13 protein-coding genes are annotated in these 18,849 nt (G+C 69.8%); 4 read left to right on the top strand and 9 right to left on the bottom strand.

Annotation, left to right across the window (positions count from 1 at the left end):
• The first annotated feature begins 105 nt into the window (after positions 1–105).
• Together HDC36_RS11295 and HDC36_RS11300 are read left to right on the top strand one after the other, a co-directional pair.
• Complete coding sequence (locus HDC36_RS11295) at positions 106–936, top strand: thiol:disulfide interchange protein DsbA/DsbL (RefSeq protein ID WP_179567268.1); 831 nt, start codon at positions 106–108, stop codon at positions 934–936.
• A gap of 28 nt (positions 937–964) precedes the next feature.
• Entirely contained in the window at positions 965–1,732 is a 768-nt protein-coding gene (locus HDC36_RS11300; RefSeq protein WP_179567270.1) for an endonuclease/exonuclease/phosphatase family protein, read from the top strand.
• A 254-nt stretch (positions 1,733–1,986) separates the two neighbouring features.
• Here the strand turns inward: HDC36_RS11300 and HDC36_RS11305 are convergent, their stop codons facing one another.
• A complete protein-coding gene (locus tag HDC36_RS11305; RefSeq protein WP_179567272.1) occupies positions 1,987–4,872 on the bottom strand; it encodes a TonB-dependent receptor in 2,886 nt (961 codons plus the stop codon).
• 638 nt (positions 4,873–5,510) lie between these two features.
• On the opposite strand from HDC36_RS11305, the gene HDC36_RS11310 reads away from it, so the two are divergent.
• Both HDC36_RS11310 and HDC36_RS11315 read left to right on the top strand, forming a co-directional pair.
• Complete coding sequence (locus HDC36_RS11310; protein ID WP_179567281.1) at positions 5,511–7,481, top strand: transglycosylase SLT domain-containing protein; 1,971 nt, start codon at positions 5,511–5,513, stop codon at positions 7,479–7,481.
• Positions 7,482–7,609: 128 nt separating this feature from the next.
• Positions 7,610–8,845 carry a multifunctional CCA addition/repair protein gene (locus HDC36_RS11315; protein ID WP_179567283.1) on the top strand — a complete coding sequence of 412 codons (1,236 nt, stop codon included), beginning with the start codon at positions 7,610–7,612 and terminating at the stop codon, positions 8,843–8,845.
• 173 nt (positions 8,846–9,018) lie between these two features.
• Here HDC36_RS11315 and HDC36_RS11320 read toward each other — a convergent pair whose 3' ends face one another.
• From HDC36_RS11320 to HDC36_RS11355, 8 genes are all read right to left on the bottom strand, one after another.
• On the bottom strand, positions 9,019–9,825 hold the full coding sequence (locus HDC36_RS11320) for a fructosamine kinase family protein (protein ID WP_179567285.1): 807 nt from the start codon (positions 9,823–9,825) through the stop codon (positions 9,019–9,021).
• A 171-nt stretch (positions 9,826–9,996) separates the two neighbouring features.
• Positions 9,997–11,142: an N-acetylglucosamine-6-phosphate deacetylase gene (gene nagA, locus HDC36_RS11325; protein ID WP_179567287.1), complete on the bottom strand. Its 1,146-nt coding sequence runs from the start codon at positions 11,140–11,142 to the stop codon at positions 9,997–9,999.
• Entirely contained in the window at positions 11,142–12,170 is a 1,029-nt protein-coding gene (locus tag HDC36_RS11330) for an SIS domain-containing protein (RefSeq protein WP_179568038.1), read from the bottom strand. The genes nagA and HDC36_RS11330 overlap by 1 nt, the downstream gene beginning before the upstream one ends.
• 8 nt (positions 12,171–12,178) lie before the next feature.
• The gene (locus tag HDC36_RS11335; protein WP_179567289.1) at positions 12,179–13,246 is read right to left on the bottom strand and encodes a LacI family DNA-binding transcriptional regulator; all 1,068 of its coding nucleotides are present in this window, start codon (positions 13,244–13,246) and stop codon (positions 12,179–12,181) included.
• 42 nt (positions 13,247–13,288) lie between these two features.
• On the bottom strand, positions 13,289–14,569 hold the full coding sequence (locus HDC36_RS11340; protein WP_179567291.1) for a sugar MFS transporter: 1,281 nt from the start codon (positions 14,567–14,569) through the stop codon (positions 13,289–13,291).
• A 38-nt stretch (positions 14,570–14,607) separates the two neighbouring features.
• Positions 14,608–15,330 (bottom strand): GntR family transcriptional regulator, encoded by a 723-nt coding sequence (locus HDC36_RS11345; RefSeq protein WP_179568040.1) that lies wholly within the window; start codon positions 15,328–15,330, stop codon positions 14,608–14,610.
• 104 nt (positions 15,331–15,434) lie between these two features.
• Positions 15,435–16,589 carry a heparan-alpha-glucosaminide N-acetyltransferase domain-containing protein gene (locus HDC36_RS11350; RefSeq protein WP_179567293.1) on the bottom strand — a complete coding sequence of 385 codons (1,155 nt, stop codon included), beginning with the start codon at positions 16,587–16,589 and terminating at the stop codon, positions 15,435–15,437.
• Positions 16,586–18,838, bottom strand: coding sequence for an alpha-N-acetylglucosaminidase (locus HDC36_RS11355; protein WP_255432735.1), 2,253 nt, complete (start codon positions 18,836–18,838; stop codon positions 16,586–16,588). The genes HDC36_RS11350 and HDC36_RS11355 overlap by 4 nt, the downstream gene beginning before the upstream one ends.
• Positions 18,839–18,849: the final 11 nt, after the last annotated feature.

An 18,849-nucleotide genomic window follows, 5' to 3' on the forward strand; every position in this document is an offset into this window, starting at 1 on the left:
CGCAACACGGCGCTTCATCCACGCCATGGCATCATGCCGGGGTTGCCTGCCGCGCGTTTCGGCGCGGTAGGCGTTTTGCCCCCCATCCTGCTGGAGATGTCGCCGATGAAGACCCGCTTCGCCCTGACCCTGATGGCCCTGCTGCCGATCCTGGTCGCATGCAAGGCCCAGGACGGCTCTGCCGACACCGTCGCCCCGGCTGCCGACGCGCCGGCCGCAGCGCCGGCGGCGCCCGCCGCCAGCGACACCGCGCCGGCCGCCACTGCCGAAACCGCCTCCACCCCGACGACCGATGCCGCTGCGCAGCCTGCCGCCGATGCGCCGGCCGCGCCGGTCGCGGCGCGTGCGCCGAGCGGAGCCGAGCCCGTCGCCGGCACCGACTATGTCGACATCGCGGGCGGCCAGCCGTTCCAGCCGACCAATGGCAAGATCGAAGTGGCCGAAGTGTTCGGCTACGTGTGCCCGGCCTGCGCGCGCTTCCAGCCGCTGATCGGCCCGTGGAAGGCCGGCCTGCCGTCGGATGTGCACTTCGTGTACGTGCCGGCGATGTTCGGCGGCCCCTGGGACGACTATGCGCGTGCGTTCTACGCCGCCGAGGCGTTGGGCGTGCAGGAAAAGACCCACGAGGCGCTGTACAAGGCGATCCACGTCGACGAGACCCTGAAGGGCGAGCGCGGCCGCGATTCGGTGCAGGACATCGCCGGCTTCTACGCCAAGTACGGCGTGGATCCCAAGCAGTTCGCCGACACCATGGGCAGCTTCGCGGTCAGCAGCAAGACCAACCGCGCCAAGCAGTTCGCCGTGCGCAGCGGCATCAGCGGCACGCCGTCGCTGATCGTCAACGGCAAGTACCTGGTCAAGGGCAAGAACTACGACGACATCCTGCGCATCGCCGATCACCTGATCGCGCGCGAGCGCGCGGCGCTGGCCAAGTAAGCTCCCGCTCCCACCAGGCCGCTCTGCCGTGACCGCCCCCGCCACCCGCACGCTGCGCGTGCTCACCGCCAATATCCAGGCCGGCTCCAGCACGCGCCGTTACAGCGATTACGTGACCCGCAGCTGGTCGCATGCGCTGCCGGCGGGAAGCAAGCGCAGCAGCCTGGATGCGATCGCGCAGCTGGCCCGCGAGCACGACATCGTCGGCCTGCAGGAAAGCGATCCGGGCAGCCTGCGCTCGGGCTTCACCAACCAGACCCACTACCTGGCCGAGCGCGCCGGCTTCAACTACTGGAGCCACCAGCCGAACCGGCGCATGGGCGGCGTGGCCTCCAGCGCCAATGGCCTGCTCAGCCGGCTGGAGCCGGTCGAAGTGCAGGACCATCCGCTGCCCGGCCGGCTCGGCGGGCGCGGCGTGCTGCTGGCCAAGTTCGGCGACGGCGCGGAAGGATTGGCGATCGCGGTGGCGCACCTGTCGCTGGGCGCCAACTCGCGCGCCTCGCAACTGGCGTTCATCGCCGAACTGCTGTCCGACCATCCCAACGCGGTGCTGATGGGCGACTTCAACTGCGTCGCCGACCGGCCCGAGATGCAGGCCCTGTACAAGCGCACCCGGTTGCAACCGCCGGGCTGCGTGGTGCCGACCTTCCCCAGCTGGCGCCCGCAGCGCGCGATCGACCACATCCTGGTCAGCGACGGCCTGCGCTGCAACGAGCAGCGCGCGCTCCCCGCCGCGTTCTCCGACCACCTGGCGGTGGCGACCGAGATCGAAGTGCCGCAGGCGATGCTGCGCTAGCCAGCTGCTGCGTTTTCTGTGCGCATGCATTCGCTGTGCCGCTGCGGCATTCCCTGTAGGAGCGGCTTCAGCCGCGACCCGGCTTTACCGGTAAAGCGTCGCGGCTGAAGCCGCTCCTACAGAAATGCGGCAGCTCGCAAGGAATTGGGGAAGCGATTCCGGTGGCCTAGCCATCGGTCGCGACGGGATTTATCGGTAACGCCCGTCGCGACTGAAGTCGCTCCCACAAGTGGCCGCTTGCGGATCGAAGCGCCCTAGAACTTCAGATCCGCACGCACGTACAGATAACGGCCACCCGGGATGTCGTAGGTCGAGGCGTCGTAGCCGTTGAGCGAGCACGACAGGCAGATCGGCGGATCCTTGTCGAAGACGTTGTTGACGCCGCCGCTGACGGTCAGGCCTTTCAGCCAGTCGAAGCGGTAGCCCAGTTGCACGTCGTGGTAGGTGATCGCGTCGAGCGTGTTGGTGCCGGCGGCCTGGTTGCTACACACCGGGAACGCCACCGCGTCGCCGCACTGCTCGGTCAGTTCGGAAATATGCCGCACCGTCCACGAGGCGTTCCAGCGGTTCAACGACCAGTCCAGGGTCAGGTTACTGGTCCACTCCGGGATCGCGCTGTCCACCACTTCCACGCCCGGTTCCTGCGGCTGCACCTGGCCGGCGGCGCCGGTGGCGACATAGCGGGTGACGAAGGTGTTCTGCCAGCCAATCTTGAAGCGCCCGGCCGCGGTCTCCGGCGAAGTCCAGAACAGATCCACGTCCCAGCCGTCGGTCTTGATCGAACCCAGGTTGGTCAGGCGGTTGTTGAAGCCGTTGATGCCGCCGGTGGAAGCGCGGGTGATGCCGTCGCAATAGGTCGCATCCAGCGTGTCCACGCACAGGTCGAGCTGGGTCTGCGCGTTGATCGCCTGGATCGCGCCGTCGATGTCGTGGCGGTAGAAGGTCACCTCGACGTCGAAACGGTCCGACCACGGCACGTTGCTGGCGAACCACGGACTCCACACGAAGCCGGCGCTGAAGCTGCGCGCCTTCTCCGGCTCCAGCGCGCGGTTGCCGCCGGTGGTCACCGAGATCTGCGAGTTGGCCTGCTGATAGCCGGCCGGCACGCCGAGCGTGGCGCAGTTGGCTGCACTGCCGCGCGGCGCGGTGCCACCGAGGCCGATCGAGCACGGATCGGACAGGGTCAGGTCGGCGCGCGCGGCCGAACCGTACAGCTCGCCGATGGTCGGGGCGCGGAAGCCTTCGGCATAGCTGGTGCGCAGCACGAAGTCCGGCGACACCTGCCAGCGCAGGCCATACTTCGGGGTGAATTCGCCGCCGAAGGTGGAGTAGTCGGAATAGCGCCCGGCCAGGCTCAGGTCCAGTTTGTCGCCCAGCGGCGAGTCGGCGAAGATCGGCACGCTCAGTTCGAGGTAGGCCTCCTTGACGTTGTAGCTGCCCTCGGTCGGCAGCGACGGCACGCCGTTGTAGTGGCCGATCACGGTCAGCGGATCCGGCTGGTACCAGCCCTCGTACTTGCGGTACTCCACGCCGGTGGCGAAGGACACCGCGCCGGCCGGCAGCGTGAACAGGTCGCTGCTGAGGTTGGCGGTGAACTGGGTCAGTTCGTTCTGGCTGCGGTCGCGCACCACCGGCTGGATCCAGCGCAGCATCTCCGGGGTGATGCTGCCGGCGCCGCCGAAGATGTCCAGCGGCACGCAGCCGGCCACCGCCGCGCAGGCGGCCGGGTCGCCCAGCGCCAGGTTGATGTTGTAGATGTTGTAGCTGCCGTAGTTGGTCTGCTCGGCCTTGTTCTTGCTGTAGGCGCCGTTGACGTCCCAGAACCAGGTGCGGTCGGCGCTCTCGAAACTGCCGATGAAGCCGGTGCCGACGTACTGGGTGTCCACGCGCTGCTCGAACACGCGCGCGCCGCCTTCCACCGGCCGCCGCCCGATCATGATCAGGTTGCTGGACGAATCCAGGTCGAAGCCGAACGGGTTGTACGGATTGGCCGCGGAAATGACGATGTTGTCGGCCAGCGGATTGCCGGTGCCGGCATCGGGGCCGAGGAAGATCGGTTCCGGCGCGGCCTGGTTGGTCGACTCGCGGCGGTTGCCGAGCAGCTTCAGGTACCACTGCACGTCGTCGTTGAAGAAGTAGCGGAACTGGCCGAACACGCCCTTGCGCTCGGACGGGGTCAGCAAAAGATTGGAGGCGGCGAAGTTGTAGCGATCGGCGGTGCCGAAGCAGTGATAGTCGTCGCTGCGGGTGCAGCCGGCGCTGCCGTCGTAGGTCGGCGTGCCGGCGCCGCTGTTCGGGGTCAGGTCCTGCTCGGCGCCGGTGACCGGATCGACGAAGATGAAGCGGCCGTCCGGCGTGGCCGAGCTGCCGAAGCTGAGCCCGGTGCCGGGCACCGGATACAGCGACTGCTTGCGGTCGCGCGCATAGATCGGATCCTGCTTGGTGTAGCTGGCGCCCAGGAACAGGCTGGTGCGTTCGGTGCTGTGGCCCCAGGCCAGGTCCACGCCCTTGCTGGCGCCGTCGCCCTTGTCGTACTGGCCGTAGTTCAGCGTGACCTGGCCGCCGTCGAACTTGCGCCGGGTGATGATGTTGACCACGCCGGCGATCGCGTCGGAGCCGTACAGCGAGGAGGCGCCGTCTTCCAGCACCTCGATGCGCTCGACGATGGCCAGCGGAATGGTGTTGAGGTCGGTGGCCGCGCCCACGCCGGACGCCGAGGACTCGTTGACCCAGCGCATGCCGTCGACCAGCACCAGCACGCGCTTGGCGCCCAGATGGCGCAGGTCCACCTGCGCCGAACCGGCGCCGACGCCGCTGCCGTCGGGCGGGAAACCGAAGTTGCCGGAGGAGTTGAACTTGGTGTTCAACGCCGAGCCGGAGGCGGTCAGTTCCTGCAGCACGTCGCCGATCGAGGTCAGGCCGGTGCGTTCGATGTCGGCGCGGCTCAGCGTCTGCACCGGCACTTGCCCCTCCAGCTCGGCCTTGCGGATGCGCGTGCCGGTGACCTGGACGCTGTCCAGGGTGGTGGCGGACTCGGGGGCAGCGGGCGCGGCCTGCTGGGCGATGGCCAGCGCGGGTGAACCGGCCAGCAAGGACAAGGAAACCGCGAAAACCAAAGGATGGCGGTGCAGGCAATTCATCCGTCTCTCTCTCCAGAAAGGATGTGGGTCGGCCGCTGCGACCCCCTGCACCGCGACGGCGTGGCCTACCTTGTAAACAAAACGTAAACCCTAAGCAAGCAATCGGACCGCGATTCGGACAGTCCCGGACCGACTGGACGATTTCGTAGACATGGCGCAGTCCACCCGGACTCGATTCGGGCCACCGCAGGACAGTGCACGCCAGGCAAGCGAATACCGGGACATGGCGAAGACAACCGCATGCCGATCGCGCCGGCCGGCTCGGCGAGCTACGGGAAGCCAAGTGCGCGGTGTTCTTGCCGGCGCGGACGCGGCCGGCGACATGGCTGCACGCGTCGCACCGCTACGCCCGTTTGCGACACCGCCTCGCGGCCTCCGACGGCGCGGGGCGCACACGGCTCGATGCAGCGCCAAGCGTGCGGCACGCAAAGCGCATGGCGACAGCCCAATGCACCGTGTCGGGCCAAGCGCAGCTGGCACCGGATCCAACCAGCGCCCACGCCGCGCCAGACAGCGCTGCGCAGGCTGCGGCGGACCACGGCGCATCCCCTCTCCACGCCCTTGCCGGCTGCGCTCGCGTCGCTACGCCGCAAAACCCTTGCCGCGTCGATTCATCGGCGTTCGGTATAGTCCCGCGCATGAAATTGCGCACGTCTCTCCTGCTGCTCGCCGCCGCGTTGTGCGGCACCGCCCCTGCCCTCGCCCAGAACCTGGACGCCCAGCGTCCGGCGCTGCGCGCGGCGATCGACGCCGCCGAGCGCGGCCAGTTCGATCCCGTGCAAGCGGCCGCATTCAAACAGCATCCGCTGTACGGCTGGCTCGAATACGCCAACCTGCGCCGCAACATCGACCGCATCTCCGATGCGCAGGCGCAGGATTTCCTCAAGCGCTACGCCGGGCAGCCGGTGGCCGAAAGCTTCCGCACGCTGTGGCTGCCGGCGCTGGCGCGGCGCCAGGATTGGCCGGCGCTGCTGGCCAACTGGAAGCCCACCGACAACACCGGCCTGCGCTGCGCCCAGCTCAACGCGCGCCAGGCCACCGGCCGTGCCGACGCGCAATGGATCGACGAGGCGCAGGCGCTGTGGCGCAGCAGCGGCAAGTCGCTGCCCGATGCCTGCGATGCGGTATTCGCGGTGCTGCAGGCGCGCGGCGGGATGAACGACACGCTGCGCTGGGCGCGGGTGGAAGCGGCGGCCGATGCGCAGCAGCCGGCGGTGATGCGCAGCGCCGCGCGCGGCCTGCCCGCCGCCGAGCTGGCCCTGGCCAACGACTACGCGGCGTTCCTGGACGCGGTGCACGCGCGCGCGCTGACCTGGCCGAAGACCGAACGCAGCCGCAAGGTGGCGGTGGACGGCCTGGAGAAACTGGCCAAGACCGATCCCGACGCGGCCGAGCGGCAGTTGCCGCAGTTCGCCCAGGCGCTGCAGCTGAGCGAGGCGCAGCGCGGCGAGGTGCTGTACCAGATCGCGTTGTGGACGGTGGCCTCGTACGGATCGGATTCGGCGCGCCGGCTCAACGCGGTACCCGAGTCCGCCTACGACGAACGCCTGCACGAATGGCGCACGCGCGAGGCGATGGCGCGCGGCGACTGGCCGGCGGCGCTGGCGGCGATCCGCAAGATGGCGCCGGCGCAGCGCAACGATTCGCGCTGGCAGTATTTCGAGGCGCGGCTGGCGGAGAAGACCGGCAATGCCGGCGAGGCGCAGCGGCTGTACCGCGAGGCCGCCAAGTCCGCCACCTTCCACGGCTTCATGGCCGCCGACCGGCTCAAGCAGCCCTACGCGCTATGCCCGTGGGAACCCAACGACAGTGCGCAGGCGCAGGCCGCCGTCGCCCGCGATCCGGCACTGGTGCGCGCGCTGGAACTGTTCAAGATCGACCGTGCGGCATGGGCCGTGGCCGAATGGAACGACGCGCTGACCCGCTTCGACGACACCCAGCGGCGCATCGCGGTGGAAGTGGCGCGCGACAACGGCTGGTTCGACCGCGCGGTGTTCGCGCTGGGCAAGCTGCCCGACGAGCAGCGCCTGTATTCGCTGCGCTTCCCGCTGCACCACGACGCCACCATCCGCCGCGAAGCGGGCAAGAACGCGATCGACCCGGCCTGGGTCGCCGCCGAGATCCGCGCCGAGAGCATCTTCAACCCGAACGCGCGCTCGCCGGCCAACGCAATGGGCCTGATGCAGGTATTGCCGGCCACCGGCGCCAGCGTGGCCAGGAACCTCGGCCTGGCCGGCTACGGCGGCGCCGCCAGCCTGTACGACCCGGACACCAACATCGCCATCGGCACCGCCTACCTGCGCCAGCTGTTGAACACCTACGGCCTGCCCTACCTGACCATCGCCGCCTACAACGCCGGCCCCGGCCCGGCGGCGCGCTGGCAGACCCAGCGCCCCGGCCACGACGCCGACTTCTGGATCGAGACGATCAGCTACAAGGAAACCCGCGAATACGTCGCGCGCATCCTCGCCTTCAGCGTGATCTACGACTGGCGCCTCAACGGCGACGCGCTGCCGGTCAGCGACCGCATGCTCGGCAAGCTGGACGCGCCGCGCAAGAAGTTCGTGTGTGTGGCCGCGGCTGGGGCCGCGGCCGGGAATCGGGAATAGGGAATGGGGAATCGCAACGGCGCACCGCGCACGACCGCGACGAGACTGTCGCCCGCATGCCGCTGTGTCTTCAGACGCAGCGAACCCGCTCTTGCCAATCCCGAATCCCCACTCCCGAATCCCGGCTCATGAACATCTACCTCGTCGGCGGCGCCGTCCGCGACAGCCTGCTCGGGCAACCGCCCGGCGACCGCGACTGGGTCGTGGTCGGCGCCACGCCGCAGCAGATGCTGGACCTGGGCTACAAACAGGTCGGACGCGATTTCCCGGTGTTCCTGCATCCGCACAGCGGCGAGGAGTACGCGCTGGCACGCACCGAGCGCAAATCCGGGCGCGGCTACCACGGCTTCGTGGTCGACGCCGACCCGTCGGTGACGCTGGAAGAAGACCTGCAGCGGCGCGACTTCACCATCAACGCGATCGCCCGCGACGAGGACAGCGGCGCGCTGGTCGATCCCTACGGTGGCGCGCGCGACATCGAGCGGCGCGTGCTGCGCCACATCGGCCCGGCCTTCGGCGAGGACCCGCTGCGCGTGCTGCGTGCGGCGCGTTTCATGGCGCGGCTGGCGCCGCTCGGTTTCAGTGTGGCGCCGGAGACCCTGGCGCTGATGCGCGAGATGGCGGCCAGCGGCGAACTGGACACGCTGGTGCCCGAGCGCGTGTGGCAGGAGCTGCGCCGCAGCCTGGCCTCGGCGCAGCCGTCGGCGTTCCTGCGCACGCTGCACGATGCCGATGCGCTGCGCAGCGTGCTGCCGGAACTTGAGGCGCTGTACGGCGTGCCGCAGCGCGCCGAGTACCATCCCGAGATCGATACCGGCCGCCACCAGGAATTGGTCAGCGACATGGCCGCGCGGCTGGCGCCGGGCGATGCGCTGATCGGCTTCGCCGCGCTGACCCACGACCTGGGCAAGGCGCTGACCCCGCAAGCGGAATGGCCGAAGCACGTGATGCACGAACAGCGCGGCGTCGCCCCGCTGCGCGCGCTGTGCGAACGGCTGAAGCTGCCGCAGGAACACCGCCAGCTGGCCGAGATCGCCTGCCGCGAGCACTTGAACGTGCATCGCCTGGCCGAGTTGCGCGACCGCACCGTGCACGAACTGCTGCAGCGCTGCGACGGCTTCCGCAAGCCCGAACGCATCGCGCAGCTGGCGCTGGTATGCGAGGCCGACAAGCGCGGCCGCCTCGGCAACGAGGACGCCGACTACCCGCAGGGCCGCGAACTGCAGCGCCTGCACGCTGCGGCACTGGCGGTCAACGCGCGCGACCTGGCCGCGCAGGGCCTGAGCGGCCCGCAGATCGGCGAGGCGCTGGCGAAGGCGCGGATCAAGGCGATCGCCGCGGCGCGCGGCACGCCTGCGGAGTGACGCGGCCTGTTCCGCGACGCCTATCTGTCTACAGGACGCCCCTGTAGGAGCGGCTTCAGCCGCGACGGGCGCTACCGGTAAAGCCCGTCGCGGCTGAAGCCGCTCCTACAATTGGCTAGCGGCCGCAGATGCCGCGTCGAATATGCCAACTGCACACACACAGCGAACCGCCATCAATACCGCGCCAGCACCGCACGCACCGCTTGCAGATAGCCATCACCGAACAGGTTGAGGTGATTGAGCAGATGGTAGAGGTTGTACAGCGGCGCGCGTTCGCGCCAATCCTTCGCCAACGGCGCGTGTTCGGCGTAGCTGCGCAGCAGCTGCGGATCGGGTTCGCCGAACAGCGTCAGCATCGCCAGTTCGGCCTCGGCCCAGCCGTAGTGCGCCGCGCCGGCGTCGATCAGCGCCGGCAGGCCGTCGCCGGCGCAATGCAGGTTGCCCTGCCATAGATCGCCGTGCAGCAGCATCGGCGGCTGCGTTGGAATCAGTTGCGGCAGGCGTACGCACAGGCGTTCCAGGCGCGCCATGTCCGCGGGAACCAGTGCAGCATTGCGCAGCGCGCGCTCGGCCTGCGGGCGCAGCCGCCGTTCGACGAAGAAGCGATGCCCGTCGCTGTCGGCGCCATTGTCCTGCGGACTGTCGCCGATGTAGCCGTCGTGGTCGAAACCGAAGTGGCCGCCGCTTACGCGGTGCTGGCGTGCCAGGCCCTCGCCGGCGAGCCGGGCGAAGTGCGGATGCGGGACCGCCGCTCCCAGGTCTTCGAGCAGCAACCAGTCTTCGCCCTGCGCGTACACCTGCGGCACGCGGAGACCACCCGCTGCGCGCAGCGCGTCCAGGCCGCGCACTTCGGCGGCGAAGAAATCGGCCGGCATCGCGCGGCGGCGTTTGCAGATCGCGTCGCGGCCGTCGCGCAACGTCAGCCGGTGCAGGCCGTCGCGCGGCGGCAAGGCGAACAGGTCGGAACCGGCGGTAGGCATCGGCTCAGGCTAGAGGGCTTTTCGCTTGGGTGCGATCGGCGTTCACGGCGCAGCGCGTCGCGACTGGAGTCGCTCCCACACCTGGATCGAAATCGCCGGCACGCCGGCAACGAACGCCACCCGCTTGCGCGAGGGCGGACGCGCGCGGCGCACGCTCGGCAACGCCGCCGATTATTCCACCGCCCCCGCGATCCAGGTCTGCCGCACCTGCAGCGCGTCGTCGAGCAGCACCAGGTCGGCCTGGTAGCCGGGCGCGATGCGGCCGTAGCGGTCGTCCAGGCCCAGGCATTGCGCCGGATACAGCGAAGCCATGCGTGCGGCTTCGTCCAGGCTCACGCCCAGCCATTGCACGCTGTTGCGGACCGCGCTGGCCATGTCCAGCGCCGAACCGGCCAGCGCGCCGGCCGCGTTGCGCACCACGCCGTCCACCTCGGTGATGGTTTCGCCGTACAGGTCGAAGCTGGGGCTGTCGGCGCCGACCATCGGCATCGCATCGGTGACCAGGAACAGCGTGCCGCGCGGCTTGGCTGCCAGCGCCACGCGCAGGCTGGCCGGATGCACGTGCACGCCGTCGACGATCAGCCCGCACCAGGCGTGGCGGTCTTCCAGCGCGGCGCCGACCGCACCGGGATCGCGTCCCTGCAACGGCGACATCGCGTTGTACAGATGGGTGAAGCCGCACACGCCCGCATCCAGGCCGGCACGGATCTCGTCGTAGCTGCCGGCGGTGTGGCCGGCGAACACGCGCGCGCCGGCAGCGGCCAGCGTGCGGATGCTGTCGACCGGCAGCCGTTCCGGGGCCAGCGTGATCAGGGTGACGCCGTTGTCCAGCGAGGTGGCCAGCGCCAGTTCGGCGGCATCGGGCACGCGGAACTTGTCCACGTTGTGGGTGCCCTTGCGCGCCGGCGCCAGGTACGGCCCTTCCAGGTGGATGCCGAGCACGCCCGGCACGCCGGCGGCGATGGCCTCGCGGGTCGCGGCGATCGCCGCGCGCATCACCTCGACATCGTCGCTGATCAGCGTCGGCAGGTAGCCGGTAGTGCCGTAGCGGCGATGCGCCTGGCCGATGCGGCGCAGCGCCTCGACGTCGGTGCTGTTGTTGAACAGCACGCCGCCGCCGCCGTTGACCTGCACGTCGATGAACCCCGGCAGCAGCGTGCCGCCGCCCAGGTCCAGCTGCGTCGTCGCCGCCGCCACGCGCGCGTCGCCGTCGTCGAGCAGCGCGGCGATGCGCCCGTCCTGCAGCAACACGCTCACGCCGTCGAGGAATCCATCCGCACCGAGCACGCGCGCATTGCGCAGCGCCGTCGTCGTCATTACACCGTCTCCGTCACTTTGTTCAGATGCGGCGGCAGGTCCGGGTTGTAGCCGCGGCGCAGCGCCAGCGCGTTGATCGCGCGGTAGAAACTCTGGATGGTCAGCAGCGGCGCGCACACCGGGTGCGGCGCGGCGACCAGCGGCAGGTCGCCGTCGGCGCTGGCCAGCCACACCTGCGCGCCGCGGCCGCGGAACTCCTCGGCCAGGCTGCGGGTGCCGGCGCCGGTTTCGTCCGGCTGGGCGAAGGCCAGCACCGGGAAGCCGGGGCCGACCAGCGCCATCGGCCCGTGCTTCACTTCCGCCGAGCTGTAGGCCTCGGCATGCAGGCCGCAGGTTTCCTTGAACTTCAACGCCGCTTCCTGCGCCGCGGCCAGGCCCAAACCGCGGCCGAGCACGAACAGGTTGTGCGCATCGACCAGGCCGTCGGTGAGCGGGCGCCAATCGGCCTGCCACGCGGCGCGCAGCGCCTGCGGCAGCGTGTCGAGCGCGGCGAGCAGGGCCGCATCGTTCTTCCAGTGCGCGCCGAGCTGCAGGATCGCCGCCAGCGAGGCCAGGTAGCTCTTGGTCGCGGCCACGCTCTTCTCCGGGCCGGCGCCGAGCGCGATCACGGTGTCGGCCAGCTGCGCCAGCGGCGAATCCTCGACGTTGACCAGCGCTACCACGCGCGCGCCGGCGGCCTTGGCCGCCTCGGCGTTGCGCAGCAGGTCCGGGCTCTTGCCCGACTGCGAGATCACCACGTACAGCGCGCCGCGCAACTGCAGCGGCGATTCGTACACCGAACCCACCGACGGCGAGGCCGAGGCGGTGACCACGCCGAGCTGGGTCTCGAACAGGTACTTGGCGTAGGTCGCGGCGTGGTCGGAACTGCCGCGCGCGCAGGTGACCACGAACGGCGGCGGATCGGCACGCAACGCCGCGGCCAGCGCGCTGACCACGGCATGGTTACGCGCGAACTGCGCGGCGACGACATCGGCGGTTTCCGCGGCTTCGCGGAACATCAGGGTTTCGGTTTCGGTGGGCAGTGCCATGGGCAGGGTCATGTGGGATCGGGGGAAGGAGAACGGCGGGACTGCGGCTGCATCGGCGCGGTGGAGCCGCGCACCACCAGCTGCGGCACGAAGCCCTGGTTGTGCATCGGCGCCGGATGGTCTTCATAGGCGTCGCTGCGCAGCTGGCTGATCAGCAGCCGTGCGGCGTGGCGCGCGATGTCTTCGGTAGCCTGCTTGGCGGTGGTCAGCGCCGGCCACGACTGGCGCGAGAACGGGCTGTCCTCGAAGCCGGCGATGGACAGGTCGTAGGGCACGTTCATGCCCGCCGACTTGGCCGCGGCCAGCACGCCGGCGGCGATCTCGTCGTTGGAACCGAAGATCGCGGTCGGCGGCTCGCGCAGCGCCAGCAGCCGCCGCGCGCCGCGGAAGCCGTCGTCGAAGGTGTAGTCGCCGGGCACCACCAGGTGCTTGTCCAGAGTGATGCCGTAGTCCTTCAGCGCGGCCTCGTAGCCGGCGTAGCGCTCGCCGCTGGAGCGGTGCGAGGTGCCGCCCCACAGGAAGCCGATGCGCTGGTGGCCGAGCTGGATCAGATGCTCGGTGACCTCGTAGGCCGCATCGCGGTCGTCGACGTAGACGCAGGGGCCGTCCTTCGGATCTTCGGTGGCGGCGATGATGCGCACGGTCTTGATCCCGCGCGCGGTCAGCGCCGCGACCAGCTCGGCGCGCTCGGACATCGGCGCGGTCAGCACCAGCCCGGCCAGGCGCGAGCGCTGGGTCCATTCGGCCAGCTCCTCGGCCAGCATCGGCGAGGTCGAATCGCAGGGATGGATCTGCAGGCCGAAGCCGGTCTCGCGGCACGCCGCCAGCACGCCGTTCTGCACGCCGATGATGTGGTACGGATTGGGGTTGTCGTACACCAGCCCGATCACGAACGGGGTGCCGCTGCGCAGGTTGCGCGCCGACGGATCCGGTTCGTAGTCCAGCTCGGCGATGGCGTGCAGCACGCGCGCGCGCGTGGCCTGCATCACCGACGGTTCGTTGTTGATGACCCGCGACACGGTCTTCAACGACACCCGCGCCCGCTCGGCGACATCTTTGATGGTGGGTCTACGCATACTGCGGTCCTGCACGTCGGGAAGTACGCCCATGATGCGCGATCACGCGCGGGCGGAGGCTTGGCCGGCGCGGTGGCCGACCAGGGAATAGAACAGGATGTACAGGTAGCACGGCACCATCAGCAGCAGGAACACCAGCTGGAAGTCGAAGTGCTGCTTCAGCACCGCGAACAGCTGCGGGATGATCGCGCCGCCGGCGATGCCCATCACCAGCAAGGCCGAGCCGATCTCGGTGTGGCGGCCCAGGCCCTTGATCGCCAGCGGGAAGATCGCCGGCCACATCATCGCGTTGGCGAAGCCGAGCGCGGCGACGAAGCCCACCGACACGTAGCCATGGGTGAAATAGGCGCCGGCCGAGAACAGCACGCCGAGCAGCGCCGAGATGCTGAGGTAGCGCGCTTGCGAGATCAGCGTCGGGATCAGCAGCAGGCCGGCCACGTAGCCGGCCAGCATCGCCGCCAGGGTGTAGGAGGTGAACAGCTTGGTGTGGTCCAGCGGCAGGTGGAAGCCGTTGCCGTAGGTGCCGATCGCATCGCCGGCCATCACTTCCACGCCCACGTACACGAACAGGCACAGCACGCCCAGCCACAGGTGCGGGAACTGGAAGATGCTGGTCTTCTGCGCCGGGCTGCCGGCGCCGACCGGCGCGGCGTTGACTTCCGACGCCTTCAGTTCCGGCAGCGGCGAGAACAGCACGCCGATCGCCACCACCACCAGCACGCCGGCCATCACCAGGTACGGCAGGTGGATCTTGGCGGCGAACGCGGTCAGCAGCGCTTCCTTGGCCACCGGATCGGCGGCCTGCACCTGCGCGGCGAGGTCGCCGACGCCGTGCAGCACCAGCGTGCCGATCAGGAACGGCGCCAGGATGCCGGCGATCTTGTTGCAGATGCCCATCACCGCGATGCGCCGCGCCGCGCTCTCGATCGGGCCGAGGATGCTGATGTAGGGATTGATCGCGGTCTGCAGCAGCGCCAGGCCGCTGCCGATCACGAACAGGCCGGCCAGCGCGCCGGGATAGAAGCGCTGCGTGGCGAACTGGCCGAACGCCGCCGCGCCCGCCGCCATCACCACCAGGCTCAGCGCCAGGCCCTTCTTCATGCCGGTGCGCTTGAGGATCCACGACGACGGCAGCGCCAGGAAGAAGTAGGACAGGTAGAACACCATCAGCACCAGGAACGCGTTGACCTCGTTGAGGTCGAACGCCAGCCGCACGAAAGTGATCAGCGGGCCGTTGATCCAGGTGAAGAAGCCGATGATGAAGAACAGCAGGCCGACGATGGCGATCGAGGCGAAGGGACTGGCAGGCCGTGCGGTGGTCATGGGCGGGCGGGCTCCGGAAAGGCGCGTGGGTCGGTCGATCAGCGTCGCAGTTCGGCGACGAAGTCGTAGTAGTCGTTGTGGCAATAGGTGTCGGTCAGCTCGATCGCGCTGCCGTCGCGGGTGTAGCCGACCCGCACCACGTGCAGGATCGCCTCGCCTTCCTTCATGCCCAGGTGCCCGGCCAGCCGCGCCGGCAGGTTGATCGCACGGAAGTACTGCAGCGCGCGCACCACCGGGGTGCCCTGCGCGTCCAGGTAGGCGTACAGCGAATCGCCGATGGCCAGCGGATCGGGCACGGTGCGTTGCGGCAGCACCGCCTTCTCGTAGGCCATGACCCGGCCGTCGGCGCTGCGCAGGCGGGTCAGCGACGCCACCACGGTATCGGGCGACAGGCCCAGGCGCAGGATCTCTTCGCCGTGCGCCGGACGCACCCGCCGCTCCAGCCAGCGCGTGCCCGGCTCCAGGCCCTTCATGCGCAGGGTTTCGCTGAAACTGGCCAGGCCGCTGAGCTGGTGCTGGATGTGCGAAGTGATGAAGGTGCCGGCGCCCTGCCGGCGCGAGACCAGGCCCTGTTCGACCAGCGCATCCACCGCCTGGCGCAGGGTCACCCGCGACACCTGCAGTTGCTCGCACAGCTGGCGCTCGGCCGGCAGGGCCTCGCCCGGCTTCCACTGGCCGCCCTTGATCGCCTCGACCAGCTTGCTGGCCAGCTGCAGGTACAGCGGGGTCGGCGCGCTCGGGTCCACGGCCAGGCCTGCCAGTCTGGGGTCGGCCTCCGGCTTGGGCTTGGTCATCGTGCTCCCTCCGGACCGTATGGATTCATTATGTCCAATATAGTACCAATCCGCGGCCTGTGCACGCCGGGTCAGAGCCGCAGGTACAGCCGCCGCCGGTCCATCCACCAGCCCACCGCCCAGCACAGCAGGGTGTAGGCCAGGGCGCACGCCAGGCTGCCCCAGGGTCCCGGCAACCACCGCTGGAACACGGCGATGCCCAGCCATTGGTATAGGTCGAACCCGCTGTCGCCGGCCGGGACCAGCCGCAGGGCGATCACGAACAGTTCGGAAAACAGGTAGATCGCCAATGGATTGCGCCCGAGCACGGTGAAGAAGCCGCTGCCGGCCCGCCACTGGCGCACTTCGATCGCCCACAGCAGCGCGCCCAGCAGCAGCAGATCCAGGCCCACGGTCAGCAGCACGAACGAGCCGGTCCACAGCTTCTTGGCCAGCGGGAACCACGGCTGCCAGGCCAGCGCCAGCAGCGCCAGCGCGATGCCGGCCAGCAGCAGCCAGCGCACCGTGCGCGCCTGCTTGCCGACGCGGCGCACGTACAGACCGGTCAGGTAGCCGGCGACGACATTCACCGTGGCCGGCAGCGTACCGAGCAGGCCTTCCGGATCGAAGCCGCCGTCCTTGCGGTACAGCTGCGCCGGATCCAGCAGCCACAGGTCCAGGCGCGTGCCGGCGTTGCCGAGCTTGCTCAGTTCCGCGCCCGGCTGGCCCCACAGGTACAGCGCCGCCCAGTAGCCGAGCAGGAGCGCGACGCAGGCGGCCAGCAGGCCGCGCGGCGGCAACCAGCGGCACAGCAGCGCGGCCAGCGCATAGCACAGCGCGATGCGCTGCAGCACGCCCGGCACCCGGGTCTGGTCGATCGCGGTGAAGCTCCAGCTGCCGTCGGCGCCCTGGTGCACGAACGGGAACCAGTACATCAGGAAGCCGAGCAGGAAGATCAGCGCGCTGCGCTTGCCGACCCGGCGCAGGAACGCGCCGAGCGGCTGGCCGCGGTCCAGCGCGAAGCTCATCGCGTTGCCGACCGCGAACAGGAACGACGGGAACACCAGGTCGGCGGCGGTGAAGCCGAACCACGGCGCGTGCCGCAGTTGCACGAACGCATCGGCGCCGGCACCGGGCGTGTTGACCAGGATCATCAGGAAGATGGTCAGGCCGCGGAACACGTCCAGCGACAGGAAGCGTTCGCGCGACGGCAGCGCGGCGGGAATGGTCGCGGAAGCGGCGCTCATCGGGCATCCACCTGCTGCAGCAGCGTGCGCACCGCGGCGACCGGATCGGCCGGCGCTTGCCGTGCGTAGGGTGTCTCGCGCTTCACCCAGTCCCGCTCCCAGGCGCGCAGTCGCTGCTGCAGCGCCGCCTCGTCCACGCTGCCGCCGCCGACCGCCGCCGCCCGCAGCGCCTGCATCGCCAGCGCCCAGCGCGGCAGGTAGTAGTCGGCGTACATGCCCTGCCAGGCCTTGGATGCGTAGTCGCCGAGATTGCCCTCGCCGCCCCACACGCTGACCTGCGCCTTGGCGTCGCGCCGGTAGTAGGCCGCGTCCTGCGGCGTCTTCGCGTAGCCGGCGGCATCGTCGAGCCAGCTCGACAGGGTTTCCTGCTGGCCGCCGATCAGGACGTCGAGCTGCTGCACCGCCGCCTGCACGCGGGCGAAGGCGGCATCGCCGGCGGCGACGTCGCCGCGCCTGTACGCAGCCACCGCCTGCTGCAACTGCGCATCCACGCGGCCGGTGGCGTAGTGGCGGGCGAAGTCGACCAGGTCGTAGCGGTACAGCGGCGCGTCGGCGTACTCCGGCGCCAGCGCCAGCAGTTGCTCCAGCGCGCGGCGCAGGCGCGGCGGATCGCCGGGCGCGCCTTCGAATTCGCCGATGTCCAGCGTCGGCCGCTTGAACAGCAGGTAGGCGCCGGCGCGGCTGCGCCACCAGCGCGGCGTCCAGTAGCGGGTCGATAGCACCGAGGCCTGCAGGTCGTCCCAGGCCGCGCGCAGCGCCGGCGAGGTATGCCCGTAGCGGGCGCGGGTGTAGTCGCCGAGCCAGTCCTGCAGCGAACGCTCCTGCCCGCCCCAGGCCAGCGCATACATGTACTCGTAGACCACCGAGTTGTTGTGCAGGCCTTCGGGGAACGCGCCGAAGCCGACCAGCTGCTGCTTGTCCTTGTCGGCGAGCAGCGCGCGCAGGTCGTCGCGGTAGAACGCCAGGTCGCCGTACACCGGATTGCTGCCGCCGTAGTTGTGCACGTAGCCGTAGATCCACTGCTTGCCGTCGAACGCGTCGGACAGCTTCCAGGTGCCCGGGTAGCGATCGTTGCCGATGTCCAGCACCAGCAGCTTGTCGTTGGGTACCTCGCGCAGGAACGCGGCGATCGCCTGCGGCGTCCAGAAATGGCGGTCGGCGCCGAACAGCCAGCCCTGCATCACCCACACCGCGTCGGGATTGGCGCGATGGATCGATGCGTAGAGCGCACGGCCGTAGTCGGCCAGGCGCTTGTCGCGCTGTGCCGGCGGCACCTCGGGCGGCGTGGTCTTGGCCGTGTTGGCAGTGCTGTCGCCGTAGCTGGCCAGGCGCGCGTCGCTGCCGTCGGCGGCGATCGGCGGCAGCATCTCGTTGAACGCATCGGCCAGGTAATAGGTGCCCTTGCCGTAAGTGCGGTCGTAGAGCTCGATGAAACGCTGCGCGATCCTGGCGAACAGCGGATCGGCCGGATCCAGCCAATAGGTTTCGTGGAAGCCCTCCCAGGCGCGCATGCGGTAGATGCGCGCCTGCGGATGCGCCTGCGCGAACGCCTTCGGCACGTAGCCGGCGAAGGCCGGCAACACCGGCTTCATGCCCAGCGCGCGCATGCGCTGCAGGATGCGCAGCTGCAGCGCATGCTTGTCGTCGATCCACTGCTGCGGCAGCGGCGCGTCGTAGCCTTCGATGTTGCCCATGCGCTGCCACGGCGCGAACGCCGGGCCGGAGAAATACTGCGCCAGGTCCGCGTCGCTCACCCCGAACTCGCGCCACAACGCCTGCCACACGTAGTCCTGACCTTCCATCGCCAGCGGCATGTCGACGCCATGCAGCGCCATCCAGTCGATCTCGCGTTCCCAGCGCGCCCAGTCCCACCATGGCGTGGTGTAGCCGTAGGTGCACACGTTGAGATAGGCGCGGTAGGCGAACGGCGTGACCACGCGCTGCCCGCTGAAATCGGCATACGCGGCAGGCAGCGCGACCCGGCTGCCCTCCCAGCTCACCGAGGCGGCGCCGATCGATTGCAGATAGCTGTACGCGCCATGCGCCAGCGCCACTTCCGAGGACCCGGACACGCGCAGCGTGCCGGCGTCGGCGGCGACCTGATACCAGTCGTTGCCGTTGCCGCGCGGCTGCCGTTGCAGGGTCAGCGCGGCCGCGCGCGGACCGAGCGTGCGCAACAGTACGCCGCGCGCGGCGTCGCCTTGCGCGTCCTGTACGGGTGCCGCAACCGCGGCCGGCGCCAGCAGCATGCAGGCCAGCA

This window comes from Xanthomonas sp. JAI131 (genome assembly GCF_013410075.1).
Taxonomy (GTDB): Bacteria; Pseudomonadota; Gammaproteobacteria; order Xanthomonadales; family Xanthomonadaceae; genus Xanthomonas_A; species Xanthomonas_A bonasiae.

Bases quoted from the DNA above. Each gene is read 5' to 3' on its own strand.
- HDC36_RS11295 (WP_179567268.1), top strand. From the start codon at position 106: ATGAAGACCCGCTTCGCCCTGACCCTGATGGCCCTGCTGCCGATCCTG.
- HDC36_RS11305 (WP_179567272.1), bottom strand. From the start codon at position 4,872: ATGAATTGCCTGCACCGCCATCCTTTGGTTTTCGCGGTTTCCTTGTCC.
- HDC36_RS11310 (WP_179567281.1), top strand. From the start codon at position 5,511: ATGAAATTGCGCACGTCTCTCCTGCTGCTCGCCGCCGCGTTGTGCGGC.
- HDC36_RS11315 (WP_179567283.1), top strand. From the start codon at position 7,610: ATGAACATCTACCTCGTCGGCGGCGCCGTCCGCGACAGCCTGCTCGGG.
- HDC36_RS11320 (WP_179567285.1), bottom strand. From the start codon at position 9,825: ATGCCTACCGCCGGTTCCGACCTGTTCGCCTTGCCGCCGCGCGACGGC.
- nagA (WP_179567287.1), bottom strand. From the start codon at position 11,142: ATGACGACGACGGCGCTGCGCAATGCGCGCGTGCTCGGTGCGGATGGA.
- HDC36_RS11330 (WP_179568038.1), bottom strand. From the start codon at position 12,170: ATGGCACTGCCCACCGAAACCGAAACCCTGATGTTCCGCGAAGCCGCG.
- HDC36_RS11335 (WP_179567289.1), bottom strand. From the start codon at position 13,246: ATGCGTAGACCCACCATCAAAGATGTCGCCGAGCGGGCGCGGGTGTCG.
- HDC36_RS11340 (WP_179567291.1), bottom strand. From the start codon at position 14,569: ATGACCACCGCACGGCCTGCCAGTCCCTTCGCCTCGATCGCCATCGTC.
- HDC36_RS11350 (WP_179567293.1), bottom strand. From the start codon at position 16,589: ATGAGCGCCGCTTCCGCGACCATTCCCGCCGCGCTGCCGTCGCGCGAA.
- HDC36_RS11355 (WP_255432735.1), bottom strand. From the start codon at position 18,838: ATGCTGCTGGCGCCGGCCGCGGTTGCGGCACCCGTACAGGACGCGCAA.